Source organism: Streptomyces sp. NPDC043427, from assembly GCF_056436655.1.
Window position 1 is genome coordinate 51,266 of the sequence record NZ_JBWKCC010000039.1, and the last position, 12,372, is coordinate 63,637.

Below are 12,372 nucleotides of genomic sequence, written 5' to 3' on the forward strand. Positions count from 1 at the left end.
TAGGCCGCTCAGCCCCACACCCCAACCCCCGAAGCAGGACCCCCTGCCCCCGGCCCCCCCCTCCTCGGTTTCCCCGTAGAAGCAAAAAAAGATCCCGCCGGATCGGATTCGATCCGGCGGGATCTGCTGTGGAGCTAAGGAGAATTGAACTCCTGACCTCCTGCATGCCATGCAGGCGCTCTACCAACTGAGCTATAGCCCCGTGTCTTGGTCCGCCCGGTTTCCCCGGCGGCGACGCCAACATTACCGGCCGATCGGTGGCATCACCAAATCGATTTCATTCTGTCCGGATTGTCCGCGAATGTCGCGGCTAGGCCGTGACGAACGAGTAGAACCGCTTGAGCGTGCAGTGCTCTTCGAGGAGACGGCCGTAGATCGGCTCGCCCTCCAGCTCGCGGTACGTCTCGATCGGGTCGCCCTTTATGATCAGCGCCCGCGCGCATTCCTCGCACCAGTACTGGTAGTCGGGGTTGACCGGCTCCATGTCACGGACGATCGGCGTACCGCTGCCGCACCAATCGCACTTCCGCCTGTGTGCACCCATCGCTCAGCTCCAGCTGTGGCCGCAGGCCGTGCACACGTAGGAGATTCCGCCGTTGTCCCCGAGGACCTGGGCCACATGCGCGGAACCACAGGAAGGGCAGCCGAGGCGGGTCGTCCTGCTCCGTGTCATCGCCGCGTCGAAGAGGTGGTCGACCTCTCCGAGGATGCTCGCAGGCATCGCTACTCCCTCCCGTCGGGCCGCGCCCCCTTCCGGCCGTTTGATTCTGCCACGGCCGGACCAATACGGTCAGCGACGCCTCAGTACCAGTCCGGACACGGCCGCCGAGGTGACCGTGGCATACCCGCACGCCAAGAGCGCTTGCGCAGAGGTATACGCCTCCGGGCCCCCGCCGACTCAAGTCCCCGGTGACGTTCTTCAGAGCTTCTCCACTCCAGCGCTATTCGGCACCGTGACTCTCCTTCCCACTACGGGCCGCATCTCACCCGCGGCCGCGAACCGACGTGGGAGGAACCCGTGACCGCCGTAGCGACCGCATCCGGTGTCACCACGCACCCGCCCGTCGTGGTGCTGCTGCCGGGGCAGGGCTCCCAGTACCCGGGCATGCTGCGCGGGTTGTACGGGCACGAGCCGGTGTTCACGCGGGTGCTGGACGAGGTGTTCGACGGGCTCGGCGCGGAGGGGGCGCGGGTCAGGGACGACTGGCTGTCCGACGCGCCCGTGGTGCCCCTGGACGACGTGCGCCGGGCGCAGCCGCTGGTCTTCGGGCTCGATGTGGCGCTCGGCACGCTGCTCACCTCGTGGGGCGTGCGGCCCGTCGCGTACCTCGGGCACAGCGCCGGGGAGTACGCGGCCGCCGTGCTCGCCGGGATCATGAGCCTGGGCGACGCGGTGGACGTCCTGGGCGAGCGGGTGCGTTCCCTGGCCACGGCCCCGCGCGGAGGCATGGTCGCGGTGGCCGCGAGCGCGGCACAGCTGGCCCGCTGGCTCACCCCGCAGGTCGTCGTGGGCGCCGTCAACGCGCCCGACCAGATCATGCTGGCGGGGCCCGAGCCCGAGCTCGGCGAGGTCACCGGCCGGCTCACCGGGGCAGGGATCACCTGGATGCCCGCCCGGGCGACCGCCGGCTTCCACAGCCCGTCCGTGGCGGCCGCGTGCGCGGCGACCGTGCCCGCGTACCAGCGGATCTCCTACCGCGCGCCGGAGGTCCCGGTGGTGTCCGGGTACACCGGACGGGCGCTGCGCGAGCCGCTGCTGAGCGATCCCCGGTTCTGGGCGATGCAGCCGTCCCGGCCCGTCCACTTCGGCGCCGCCCTGAGTCATCTCCTCGGCCCCCAGGGCCCGTCGGGCCAGGGCCCCTTCCTGCTGGTGGAGGCCGGGCCGGGGCAGGGGCTGTCCGCCGTCGCCCGCCGGCACCCGGCCGTCACCCGGGGCGGCAGCACGGTCGTACCGCTCTCCTCGGTACGGGCGGGCGCCGAGCACGACCGCGCGCAACTGGCCGAGGCGGCACGGCACCTCCGTCGCACCGCCGACACCCTCGCCGACACAGACACACCCACCACCTCCCCTGGAGAGGAACCGTCATGGACACCAGCCGGCGCCGCGCGGCCCTGATCACCGGAAGCACCAGCGGAATCGGTCTGGCCTGCGCCGAACTGCTGGCCGAGCAGGGGCACGCGGTCTTCCTGTGCGCCCGCACCTGGGACGACGTGGACACGGTGGTGGAGAAGCTGCGCGCCGCCGGTCACGAGGCGGCCGGGGTGCGGGCCGACGTGACGTCCAAGCAGGACGTGAAGGACCTGGTGCGGGCCGCCGTCGACGCGTTCGGGCCGCTGCACGTACTGGTGAACAACGCGGGCCGCGTCGGGGGCGGGGTCACCGCCGAACTGCCCGACGTGATCTGGGAGGACGTCGTCGAGACCAACCTCAACGCCGTCTTCCGCGTCACCCGTGAGGTGCTGACCACCGGGGGCATGCTGGAGCGCGGCGCCGGGCGCGTCATCAGCATCGCGTCGACCGGCGGGCGGCAGGGCGTGGCCCTGGCCGCGCCGTACGCGGCGTCGAAGCACGGTGTCGTCGGCTTCACCCGCGCCCTCGGCCTCGAACTGGCCCAGGCCCGCTCCGGGGTCACCGTGAACGCGGTCTGCCCGGGGTACGTCGAGACTCCCATGGCGGGCCGGGTGCGGCGCAGTCACGCCGAGCACTGGGGCATCACCGAGGAGGAGGTGCTCCAGCGGTTCGAGGCGCGGATCCCGCTCGGCCGCTACGCCACGGCGGAGGAGGTCGCGGGCATGGTCGGGTACCTGGCTTCCGACACCGCCGCGTCCGTCACGGCACAGGCGATCAACGTCTGCGGTGGGCTGAGCACGACCTGACATCCGTACCCCCTGCCGTCCCTCTCCCGGAAGGAGCCACCGCGTGCCAACGGTCCGTCACACGCGTCACGAAGTCCTCACCAGCGCCCCGCCGGAGCGCGTCTTCTCCCTCGTGGCCGATGTCACCGGCTGGCCGCAGGTGTTCGGCTCGATCGTGCACGCCGAGGTCACCGAGGAGGGGGACGGCGAGCAGCTGCTGCGGGTGTGGGCGTACGTCAACGGTGAGGCCCGCTCCTGGTCATCGCGGCGGGTCCTGGACCGGGCAGCCGGCGCGATCCGCTTCCGTCTGGCCGGCTCCTCGCCCCCGCTGGCGAGCCTGGGCGGCCAGTGGAGCGTGGAGCCCGACGACGGCGGGGCCCACGTGGTGCTGCTGCACCACTACAGCGTGACCGACGACGAACCGGGGACGGCCGAGCGGGCGGCCCGGGTCGTGGACCACGACAGCGAGGCCGAGCTGGCCGCGTTACGGGGCTCGGCCGAGATCGCCGAGCAGTGGCCGGGGCTGACGTTCTCCTTCGGCGACAGCGAGGAGATCAGCGGCTCCGCCGGGGACGTGTACGGGTTCCTCGACCGCGCCGACGCCTGGCCCGAGCGGCTGCCGCACGTCGTCGCGGCCCGCTGCACCGGGGAACGCGGCGGTGTCCAGGTGCTCGACCTGGACACCAGGAGCCCCGACGGCTCGGTGCAGCACAGCCGCTCGGCGCGGGTGAGCTTCCCCGACCGCGGTCTGCTGGTGTACAAGCGGCTCACGATGCCCCCGCTCATGGCGGGCCACACCGGCCGGTGGCGGGTGGAGCAGCGGGGCGACACGGTCACCGCGACCTCCTGGCACACCGTGACCCTGGACCCGGTCGGCGTACGGCAGGTGCTCGGCGAGGGGGCGAGCCCGGCCGAGGCGCGCACGCTGGTGCGGCACGCGCTCGGGACGAACAGCACGACGACCCTGCGGTACGCGAAGGAGTACGCCGAGGCCCGCCGCGCGTGACGACGGCGGGCCTCTCGGCCGTTGTCTCGATCGTTGCCTCGGCCGCTTTCTCGATCGTTGCCTCGGCCGCTCGCCTCAGCTCGCCCGCTGCCAGGACCCCGCGGGCGGGTCCACGGGTGTCCAGCGGGCCCTGCGGGCGCGCTGCCGCGCGAGCGTGGTCGGGGACGGGGGCGGCGGGGTGCGGCGGGGCAGCACCGCCAGGATGGCCGCGGTGACCGCAGCGATCTCGTCCGGGGTCGGGTCGCCGCTGAAGACCAGCAGCGGCTTCGGCGGCTGCTCTGCGGCGGAGGCGTCGGTGTCGGCGACGGCCGGGGGGACGGGGAAGGGAGAGACAGTGGGGGGAGAGACGGGGGCGGCGGTGGCCGGGGCCTTCTTCGGTGAGGTCATCGGTGCTCTCCTTCGTGGATACCCCGGCCTTCAGGCCGGGAGGAAACGAAGCTCCTGCGGAGCAGGGCAGGAAAAGCCGGTTCGCCGCCAGGGCGGACCTGCGGGTGCCGTCCACTGGCCGACCCCCGCCGCTCACACGGGAGCTGATAGATGAATGTCCGTGAATGGACGTGCGGCTGCGGCGCCGTGCATGACCGCGACGTGAACGCGGCACGCAACACCCTGGCCGCCGGGCTGGCGGCGTCTGCCTGTGGAGACGGTGTAAGACCTCAACGGGAGTCCTCCCGGACGGGGCGGTCGTCGGTGAAGCAGGAAACCCAGCGGGCGACCGCTGGAATCCCCCGCCTTCAGGCGGGGGAGGAAGTCAATGTGGCTGGTTCCCATGCTTTCGGGCCGGGCCCCCTCGGTGCTTGGCGCGCAGCATGGCCAGCGCGTCGATGAGCACCTTGCGGGTGTCGGCGGGGTCGATGACGTCGTCCACGAGGCCGCGTTCGGCGGCGTAGTAGGGGTGCATGAGTTCGGCGCGGTACTCCTCGATGAGCCGCGCCCGGGTCGCCTCGGGGTCGTCGGAGGCGGCGATCTGCTTGCGGAACACCACGTTGGCGGCGCCCTCGGCGCCCATGACGGCGATCTCGTTGCTCGGCCAGGCGAAGGACAGGTCGCAGCCGATGGAGCGGGAGTCCATCACGATGTACGCGCCGCCGTACGCCTTGCGCAGGATCACCTGGATCCGGGGCACGGTCGCGTCGCAGTACGCGTACAGCAGCTTGGCGCCGTGCCGGATGATGCCGCCGTGCTCCTGGTCGACGCCCGGCAGGAACCCGGGCACGTCGACGAGGGTGACCAGCGGGATGTTGAAGGCGTCGCAGAACTGTACGAACCGGGCCGCCTTCTGGGAGGCCTCGATGTCGAGGACCCCGGCGTACACGGACGGCTGGTTGGCGATGATGCCGACGCTGTGGCCGCCGAGGCGGGCCAGGGCGCACACCACGTTCGGCGCCCACAGCTCGTGCACCTCGGTGAAGTCGCCGTCGTCGACGATCTCGGCGACGACCGGCCGGACGTCGTAGCTGCGCCGGGCCTCGGCGGGCACCAGGTCGAGCAAGGCCTCGCAGCGCCGGTCGACGGGGTCCTCGGGCTCCAGCTCGGGCGCCATCTCGCGGTTGTTGGCGGGCAGCAGCGACAGCAGGTAGCGCACCTCGGCCAGGCAGGTCTCCTCGTCGTCGTGGACGAACGCGGCGACCCCGGTACGGGCCGCGTGCACCTCGGCGCCGCCCAGTTCCTCGTGGGTGACCTGCTCCCCGGTGACCGCGCGCACCACGTCCGGGCCGGTCACGAACATCTGGGAGGTGGAGCGCACCATGAACACGAAGTCGGTGAGCGAGGGCGAGTAGGCGGCGCCGCCGGCGCACGGGCCGAGCATGACGCTGATCTGCGGGATCACGCCGGAGGAGCGCACGTTGCGCTGGAAGATGCCGCCGTATCCGGCGAGCGCGGAGATGCCCTCCTGGATGCGGGCGCCGGCGCCGTCGTTGAGCGACACCAGGGGTGCGCCGGCCGCCTCCGCCAGATCCATCAGCTTGTGGATCTTCTGGGCGTGGGCCTCGCCGAGCGCGCCGCCGAAGATGCGGAAGTCATGGGCGTACGCGAAGACCCGCCGGCCGTCGACCAGGCCCCAGCCGGTCACCACGCCGTCGGTGTACGGGCGTCGGTCCTCGAGGCCGAAGCCGGTCGCCCGGTGTCTGCGCAGGGGCTCGATCTCGGTGAAGGTGCCCTCGTCGAAGAGGAGATGGAGGCGTTCGCGCACGGTGAGTTTGCCGCGCCGGTGCTGGGCGTCGGTGGCCGCGTCGCCGGGGCCGGCGGTGGCGAGATCCCGCCGGGCGGCGAGCTGCGTGGTCAACGCCCGTAGATGGGCCGCGGGTTCACCGGGTGGCGCCTCGGTCGTCGGTCTGTCCACCTCGTACACGCTCATACGCCCCGCTCGCTTTCCTGTTCCTGTGGGTGGTGTGCCGTGGCGAACTCCTCCAGTGCCTGGACGAGTTGGTGCGGTGGTGGCTGGGCGGCCAGGTGGGTCCGGAGTCGTTCGGCTGCGGCGAGGGCCCGGCCGCCGTAGAGCAGTTCGGCCAGGCGTCTGCGCAGCCGGAGGGTGTCGGCGAGGTCCCGGGCGTCGTGGGTGTCCGCCGCGACGAGGCGGCGGCCCGCGCCGATACGGCCCAGGCGGTCGCCGGCCGGGCGGGTGTCGGCGATCACCAGTTGCGGGACGCCGTGGGCGGCGGCCGTCAGGGTGACGTCCGGGCCGCCGTCGTGGACGACGCCCGCGCAGGTGGCGAGGACCGGTCCGAGCAGCTGCGGTCCCGCGAACCGTACGCTGCGGTCGAAGGCCTCCTGGTAGGCGTGGCGCATGGCCGGGGCGACCACGGCGACCAGCTCGGCGTCGAGGCCGAGCACCGCCCGGGCGACCCGGCGGATGCGGTCCACGGGCCAGGGGCCGGTGCCGCTCTCGGGGCCGGGCCGCAGGCAGACCCGCAGCCGGCCGGGCGGCCGCTCCAGCCAGCGGGGCATCCGGACGGCGGGTACGTCTTCGTGACGTACCGTCAGCGCGCCGGTCTCCGCGGCGGTGCGCAGATCAGGTGGGCAGGGGTCGACGCACACTGACCCGGAGTCGGGCGCCCGGTGCCCCAGGGGCGTCCAGCGCACGACCGGTCCGCCGGTCCAGGGGCCGGGCTCGTCACCGTGCTCGGCACGCACCACCAGGTGCGGGTGCCAGCCCGGTTCCGGCGGCAGGACGGGCAGTCCCCCGTACAGGGGTGGACCGCCCGCCCGCACCGGAGCCGCGATCCGCACCTCGTGACCGGCGGCCGCACACGCCAGAGCGGTCGGCACCATCGTGAACAGGTGCGGCAGGGAGCGCCGCGCGGCGAACAACACCCGCATCTTTCCCCCTCGCAGCCCGGGGCCGCGCACTCCCACCGCGCACGACCTCCGCACTCAGCAGACCGCCGCGTGGTGGAGGCGCATTAGGGGGACGCTGGAGAGGGCCGCGGGCCCCGGGTGCCGAGCCCGCGCCACCGCGCTGTTCGAGGGACCCAGGAGAGGAGCCACCACCCCGGAGGATCGGACGTGGCCCGTCACCGCCGCCCAAGGGCAGAGTGCCCCAGGCGGCCTGGGGAGCCGCCGGCCCGGGCAGGCCCGAGTCCTGCCGACCGGGGGCCTCGCGCTGGGCGGGCCACAGGTACCTCGACGCGGGACGCCGAATCCAGCCAGGCCGCACGGCCGCCCTGGCACGGTCCTCGCGCCCCGAGCGGGCTCGGAAAACCGCCGACCGGGGAGCAGGCGGAGCCCTTGCCCGTCACGGGGGGCGGGCCCGCCCCCGCAGGGGTCGCGGGCCGCCGGGTACGGACGCCTGGTCCAGGGGCAGGCGGGGGCCGTCGCCGCCGGCCGGGCACAGACCTCGTGCCACAGGCGAGCTGGGCCCCGCCTGGCACGGGGGCGGGCCACAGGCCGCTCGAACGCCCGCCACCGGCGCGCGGTCAGGCCGGGGCCGTTGTCGCCGTGCGGGCGCGGAGTTCGCGTTCCAGGCGGCGGAGGTCCGGGGAGGGGAGGAGGCCGAAGTGTTCGTCGAGGCGGGTGCGGACGGATTCGTAGACGGCGAGGGCGCCCTGGGGGTGGCCGGAGCGGTCCAGGGCTGTCATGAAGAGGGCGTGGAGGGCCTCGTCGTGGGGGTGGTGGGTGGTGAGGTCGGCGAGTTCGGGCAGCAGGCGCTCGTGGGCGCCCAGGCGCAGTTCCGTGGCCAGGCAGCGTTCCAGGATTCCCGCGCGGCTCTGCTCCAGGCGCATCGCCTCGAGGCCGAGTACGGCGCCTCGGCGCAGCCCGTCGAAGGCCGGGCCGTTCCACAGGGCGAGCGCGGTGCGGAAGAGGCGGGCCGCGCCGGGGTCGTCGCCCTGCTCCAGCGCGGTCTGCGCGTCGGCGCACAGGCGGTCGTAGACGTGGAGGTCGACGTCGTCGGGGCCGGTGAGGAGGGCGTAGCCGCCGGGGCGGGTGACAAGGACCTCGCGGGCCTTGGCGGGGTCGCCGAGCGCGCGGCCGAGGGCGGTGCGCAGTTGCAGGACGTACGTCTGCACCGTGATGTGCGCCTTCGGGGAGGCGGCGGCGCCCCAGACCTCCTCGATGACGGTGGCGACGGGGACGACCTGCCCGGTGTGGACGGCGAGCAGGGCGAGGATCTGGCGGGGCTTGGCGGCCGTCGGTGCGATCGGGGCACCGTCGGTCGTGGCGGAGAACGGTCCCAGCGCGGTGATCTTCATGGGTGTCCCTCCCTGGACGGTCGCTGCCGGCGGCTCCCGACGGACCGACCGTCGCACGCGCCGCGCCCCGGGCGACAGTGAGGGGGAAACGGATCGCGGATGAATCCGTCACGGGCGGACCGTGAGGGATTCACGTACCCGGTTCACGTGCGGGTTCCGTGCCCGCCGCGGTCACAACCAGCCGGACGAGCGGGCGATGCGGATCGCGTCGACCCGGTTGCGGGCGCCCAGTTTGTAGACGACGGTCGTGAGGTAGTTGCGCACGGTGCCCGTGGACAGGTGCAGGGTCCCGGCGATCTCGTCGACGTCGTCGCCGGACGCGGCCAGCCGCAGCACATCGGCCTCGCGGGGCGTCAGCGGGCACTCGACGTGGTCCAGGGCCGCGAGCGTGAGCTGCGGGTCGAAGACCCGCTCGCCCGCGGCGACCGCGCGGATGGCCTCGGCCAGCCGGTCGGGTCCGGCGTCCTTCAGCATGAATCCGCGCACGTTGGCGTTGAGCGCCCGGCGCAGATGGTTCGGCCGACCCAGGCTCGTGAGGATCAGCACACGCGTGTCGAGGCCCCGGGTGTGCATCTCCTGGGCCGCCGAGAGGCCGTCCAGGACGGGGAGCTCGATGTCCAGGACGGCCACGTCGGGCCGCACGCTCTCGGTGCGTTGCACGATGTCCCCGCCGGACTCGAGTTCGGCGACGACCTCGATGTCGGGCTGCATGGAGATCAGCTCGACGAGCGCACGTCTCAGCATGCGCATGTCCTCCGCAATCAGGATCCTGATCACGCCCCGTCCACCCCCTCCGGCCACCCGCGCCCCCGCACGGAGTTGGCCGGAATCCACACTACGTGCCGAATTTCGCCGCAGGAGGTGTTCGCGACAGGCCTGGCCCTGTGAATTTCCCGGGATTTGAACAACCCCCGTACGTCAGAGGAACATCGGCACCGGATTGAGGCTTTCGTACGGTGTCGGCGCGGGCGTCCGGCCGAGCGCCACCGGTACGTCGTAGAGGCGGCCGGGGGCGAAGCGGGCCCAGAAGTGGCGCATGCCCGGGACGATCGTCTTGACCACCGGCAGGCCGATGTCGGGCCGGGTCTGGTCGAGGACGAGGAGCTCCATGCCGCGTTCCTCGACGACCGTACGGACAGCGGTCACGTCGTCGAGGAGGTCGGCGCGGGGCGTGTAGGGGAAGTCGGCGCGGGTGCGCGGAGGTGTGGCCGGGTCCGGCAGCAGGTAGGGGTGGCCGGCCACGGTGGCGGTGCGCCACCAGTCGGTGAGCCGCTCGTCGGGGCAGCCGTAGCCGGTGCCGTCGGGGCCCGCCTCGACGACGGCCGGCATCATCTGGTTCATCTCGGCCAGCGCGCGGCACAGCGCCACGGACGGGTCGAAGTGGGCGCCGAAGCCGAACAGGACGTCCTCGGTGGGTCCCTGGGTGCGGCGGGTGAGCGCGGCGAAGGCGGGGATGCCGAAGTCGGAGGTGACGTCGAGCGCCCACACCTCGCGGCCCAGCCCCGCGTGCACGGCGCGGATCCGGCCGATCCACGGCTCGTCGAAGGAGTCGAGGTCGACGCCGGGCTGGCGGGTGCGGTTGTACCACCACAGGGCGACCGCGTCCCGTTCGACCAGCTCCAGGAAACCCTGCACGACGGCGTCCTCGACGCTGCTGCCGCCCGCGTTGCCGTTGGAGTCGGCCCGTACGCAGCCCAGGCCGGGGGTGCGCGGGGCGTCGTAGTAGAGCAGGGCGGTGGGCAGCAGCCGGTGTTCGCCCCGGGTGAGGGACCACACGGGCGTCCAGTCGACGGGGGCGGTCTCGTCGAAGGGCGTGACGTTCTGGCGCGGGTCGTAGAGCTGGCAGTCGGCCGGGTGCACGGCGACGTCGGCGACCTCGCGCCAACTCGCCCGTACGGTGGGCTCGTCGCCCTGGTAGGTGCCGGAGTGGCGTTCGAGGGACTCGCACAACGCGCTGACGCGGGCGTCGAGTTCGGTCATGCCCTTGCCGCCGCTCTCGCTGCGCAGCCGGGAGGCCGGTCCGGTCAGGCCGCGTGCGCCTCGGGCGTGGTTGTGGCCGGCGCGGAAGGAGTTGAACTCCGCGGGGCCGCGGGTGTCCCGTTCGACCGCCTTGACCACGCCGGTGATGGGGCTGATCAGGTGCTCGTAGGCACGCAGGGTCCGCTCGGCGGTGACGGCGCGGTGGCCGTTGCCGGTGCGTTCGGCCTTCAGCCGCGAGCGCAGCGGCAGCGGGCGGGTGACCTGGCGGGCGACCAGCATGGGGTCGCCGCACGCCGGGCACTGGGGGCGGGGCCGCAGTGCGTGCAGTCGGCTGGTGAAGCCGATGGTGTCGAAGGTCTGGACGCCGTCCTGGCCCGGGTAGCGGTGTCCGGCCAGCCACTTCATGCCCTCGGCGACGGCGAGTTGGTGGCCGAGCATCAGGCTGGCCGGGGTTTCGGCGGGCGGCAGCGGCACCGGGCGGCCGAGGCGGGCGCGCAGGTGGGCCTCGGTGGAGCGGTGGCCGGCCATCCGGTGGGCCAGGCACTCCCAGCACGCCGACTCGCCGGGCCGGAAGACGGGACCGACCCAGGGGGTGGTGCCGTGCGGCTTGGCCAGCAGCCAGGGGCGGCCGGTGGCACGACCGTGGTCGTCGAGTTCCCGCAGGGCGGGGTCGAGGTAGTCGTCGCACACGACCAGGGTCAGCGCGGCGGCGGTGTCGTCGTCGGTCACCGTCAGTCCCGAGGCCGCGCAGGCCTGGGCGGCGGCCCGCGCGTCGGCACCGCCGACGGCGCGCACCCGCACCACGAGCGAGGTCAGGGGGCCGGGGGCGCCCGCCAGTTCCCAGTAGGCGGCCGCCGCGCGGGCGACCGGGGCCGGAGCGCGGCCTCCTCGCGGCTGCTCTCCTGCGGTGTCCTGTGGTTCGGGGCGGCTGCTGAGCAGGTCCGCCTCGCTGAGCCGGCCGATCGCCAGTGCCACGTCCAGTGCGGAGCACCGGGGTGCCGCCTCGGCGACCAGGGTCCTGAAATCCCTGGTGCCGTCCAGCAGCGGCGCGATCACCGCGACCGGGTTGTCCTCGAAGGCCACGATGCCCCGCTCGGACACGACGTACGTGCCCTCTCCCGGGACGACCTCGGCGCGCACATGTCTTCTGAACCCCACTCGCATCGCTTCTCCCCCTGTCGTCGTGTGGTCGTGTGGTTCAGCACGATCAGCGGGCCGCGGCGACCAGTTCGACGGCCGGGCCGGCCTCGGCGTCGGCGATGCACAGCGTCAGCAGGCAGACGCCGGCGGCGCCGAGACCGGTGAAGTCCTCACGTACGACGCCGTGTTCGGCGAGCCGGGGCAGGGCCGGGGCGCGGTCGTCGCCGAGCGCGAGACCGAACTCGTCGAGGACGGCCGCGGGAGCGGTGGCGTAGCGCTCGGCGGTCGTCGGGTCGAGGAAGGCGTGGGCGATCAGCTCGGCGAACTTGAGCTCGTCCTCGGGGGTGTTGAGCACCGCGGCGGTCCGACGGCCGGTGAAAGCGGACTGGTTCATGGTCACTCCCTGGGTGTCGTCCGGCGCGGGGCGGGGCGCCGGATGTCGTCAGTGGTGCGAACAGAGTGGTGCGAACAGCGAGCAGGTGGTTCGGGAATGCGCGACGTCGGGCACTCCGTGAACCTGGCGAACCTGGTTGACCTGGTGAACTGCGCGAAACAGCGTGCTCGGCCGTGGGCCGTGGACCGTGCGGGATGCCGTTGACCGCGGGGCGGACTGTCCTTGCGATCGGTGGTGCCGTGGTGTGCCGCTGTGCTGTCGCAGAGTTAACGCAATCCGGCCAGATCCAGGCCAGTTATCGGTTC

The 12,372-nt window shown here is 73.1% G+C and carries 12 protein-coding genes, 1 tRNA gene and 1 pseudogene; 4 read left to right on the forward strand and 10 right to left on the reverse strand.

Annotation, left to right across the window (positions count from 1 at the left end):
• Positions 1-129 precede the first annotated feature (129 nt).
• From AC067M_RS40620 to AC067M_RS40630, 3 genes are all read right to left on the reverse strand, one after another.
• Positions 130-202 (reverse strand) — tRNA-Ala (locus tag AC067M_RS40620).
• A 108-nt stretch (positions 203-310) separates the two neighbouring features.
• Complete coding sequence (locus AC067M_RS40625; RefSeq protein WP_003976229.1) at positions 311-544, reverse strand: hypothetical protein; 234 nt, start codon at positions 542-544, stop codon at positions 311-313.
• Between the two features lie 3 nt (positions 545-547).
• Positions 548-721, reverse strand: a complete 174-nt coding sequence (locus AC067M_RS40630) for a hypothetical protein (RefSeq protein WP_133926340.1) — start codon at positions 719-721, stop codon at positions 548-550.
• A gap of 297 nt (positions 722-1,018) precedes the next feature.
• Between AC067M_RS40630 and AC067M_RS40635 the strand changes: the two genes are divergently transcribed.
• From AC067M_RS40635 to AC067M_RS40645, 3 genes are read left to right on the forward strand one after another with little or no spacing between them, the layout of a single operon-like run.
• On the forward strand, positions 1,019-2,116 hold the full coding sequence (locus AC067M_RS40635) for an acyltransferase domain-containing protein (protein WP_478702033.1): 1,098 nt from the start codon (positions 1,019-1,021) through the stop codon (positions 2,114-2,116).
• On the forward strand, positions 2,086-2,877 hold the full coding sequence (locus AC067M_RS40640; RefSeq protein WP_478702034.1) for an SDR family NAD(P)-dependent oxidoreductase: 792 nt from the start codon (positions 2,086-2,088) through the stop codon (positions 2,875-2,877). The genes AC067M_RS40635 and AC067M_RS40640 overlap by 31 nt, the downstream gene beginning before the upstream one ends.
• Positions 2,878-2,920: 43 nt before the next feature.
• The gene (locus AC067M_RS40645) at positions 2,921-3,862 is read left to right on the forward strand and encodes an aromatase/cyclase (RefSeq protein WP_478702035.1); all 942 of its coding nucleotides are present in this window, start codon (positions 2,921-2,923) and stop codon (positions 3,860-3,862) included.
• A 75-nt stretch (positions 3,863-3,937) separates the two neighbouring features.
• Here AC067M_RS40645 and AC067M_RS40650 read toward each other — a convergent pair whose 3' ends face one another.
• Positions 3,938-4,249 (reverse strand): acyl-CoA carboxylase epsilon subunit, encoded by a 312-nt coding sequence (locus AC067M_RS40650; RefSeq protein WP_478702036.1) that lies wholly within the window; start codon positions 4,247-4,249, stop codon positions 3,938-3,940.
• A gap of 150 nt (positions 4,250-4,399) precedes the next feature.
• On the opposite strand from AC067M_RS40650, the pseudogene AC067M_RS40655 reads away from it, so the two are divergent.
• A pseudogene (locus AC067M_RS40655) lies at positions 4,400-4,690 on the forward strand (zinc ribbon domain-containing protein); the annotation flags it as partial.
• Here AC067M_RS40655 and AC067M_RS40660 read toward each other — a convergent pair.
• The 6 genes from AC067M_RS40660 to AC067M_RS40685 form a co-directional block, all read right to left on the reverse strand.
• Positions 4,614-6,221, reverse strand: a complete 1,608-nt coding sequence (locus AC067M_RS40660) for an acyl-CoA carboxylase subunit beta (RefSeq protein ID WP_478702037.1) — start codon at positions 6,219-6,221, stop codon at positions 4,614-4,616. The pseudogene AC067M_RS40655 and the gene AC067M_RS40660 overlap by 77 nt on opposite strands.
• Positions 6,218-7,183, reverse strand: coding sequence for a nucleotide disphospho-sugar-binding domain-containing protein (locus AC067M_RS40665; RefSeq protein ID WP_478702038.1), 966 nt, complete (start codon positions 7,181-7,183; stop codon positions 6,218-6,220). The genes AC067M_RS40660 and AC067M_RS40665 overlap by 4 nt, the downstream gene beginning before the upstream one ends.
• A 596-nt stretch (positions 7,184-7,779) precedes the next feature.
• A complete protein-coding gene (locus AC067M_RS40670; RefSeq protein ID WP_478702039.1) occupies positions 7,780-8,553 on the reverse strand; it encodes an AfsR/SARP family transcriptional regulator in 774 nt (257 codons plus the stop codon).
• 171 nt (positions 8,554-8,724) lie between these two features.
• Positions 8,725-9,330, reverse strand: coding sequence for a response regulator transcription factor (locus AC067M_RS40675; protein ID WP_478702040.1), 606 nt, complete (start codon positions 9,328-9,330; stop codon positions 8,725-8,727).
• A gap of 141 nt (positions 9,331-9,471) precedes the next feature.
• Complete coding sequence (locus AC067M_RS40680; RefSeq protein ID WP_478702041.1) at positions 9,472-11,697, reverse strand: TOMM precursor leader peptide-binding protein; 2,226 nt, start codon at positions 11,695-11,697, stop codon at positions 9,472-9,474.
• A gap of 43 nt (positions 11,698-11,740) precedes the next feature.
• Positions 11,741-12,067 (reverse strand): hypothetical protein, encoded by a 327-nt coding sequence (locus AC067M_RS40685; RefSeq protein ID WP_478702042.1) that lies wholly within the window; start codon positions 12,065-12,067, stop codon positions 11,741-11,743.
• Between the last annotated feature and the right edge of the window lie 305 nt (positions 12,068-12,372).

Coding starts and splice junctions, on each gene's coding strand:
- AC067M_RS40625 (WP_003976229.1), bottom strand. CDS start 544: ATGGGTGCACACAGGCGGAAGTGCGATTGGTGCGGCAGCGGTACGCCG.
- AC067M_RS40630 (WP_133926340.1), bottom strand. CDS start 721: ATGCCTGCGAGCATCCTCGGAGAGGTCGACCACCTCTTCGACGCGGCG.
- AC067M_RS40640 (WP_478702034.1), top strand. CDS start 2,086: ATGGACACCAGCCGGCGCCGCGCGGCCCTGATCACCGGAAGCACCAGC.
- AC067M_RS40650 (WP_478702036.1), bottom strand. CDS start 4,249: ATGACCTCACCGAAGAAGGCCCCGGCCACCGCCGCCCCCGTCTCTCCC.
- AC067M_RS40660 (WP_478702037.1), bottom strand. CDS start 6,221: ATGAGCGTGTACGAGGTGGACAGACCGACGACCGAGGCGCCACCCGGT.
- AC067M_RS40665 (WP_478702038.1), bottom strand. CDS start 7,183: ATGCGGGTGTTGTTCGCCGCGCGGCGCTCCCTGCCGCACCTGTTCACG.
- AC067M_RS40670 (WP_478702039.1), bottom strand. CDS start 8,553: ATGAAGATCACCGCGCTGGGACCGTTCTCCGCCACGACCGACGGTGCC.
- AC067M_RS40680 (WP_478702041.1), bottom strand. CDS start 11,697: ATGCGAGTGGGGTTCAGAAGACATGTGCGCGCCGAGGTCGTCCCGGGA.
- AC067M_RS40685 (WP_478702042.1), bottom strand. CDS start 12,067: ATGAACCAGTCCGCTTTCACCGGCCGTCGGACCGCCGCGGTGCTCAAC.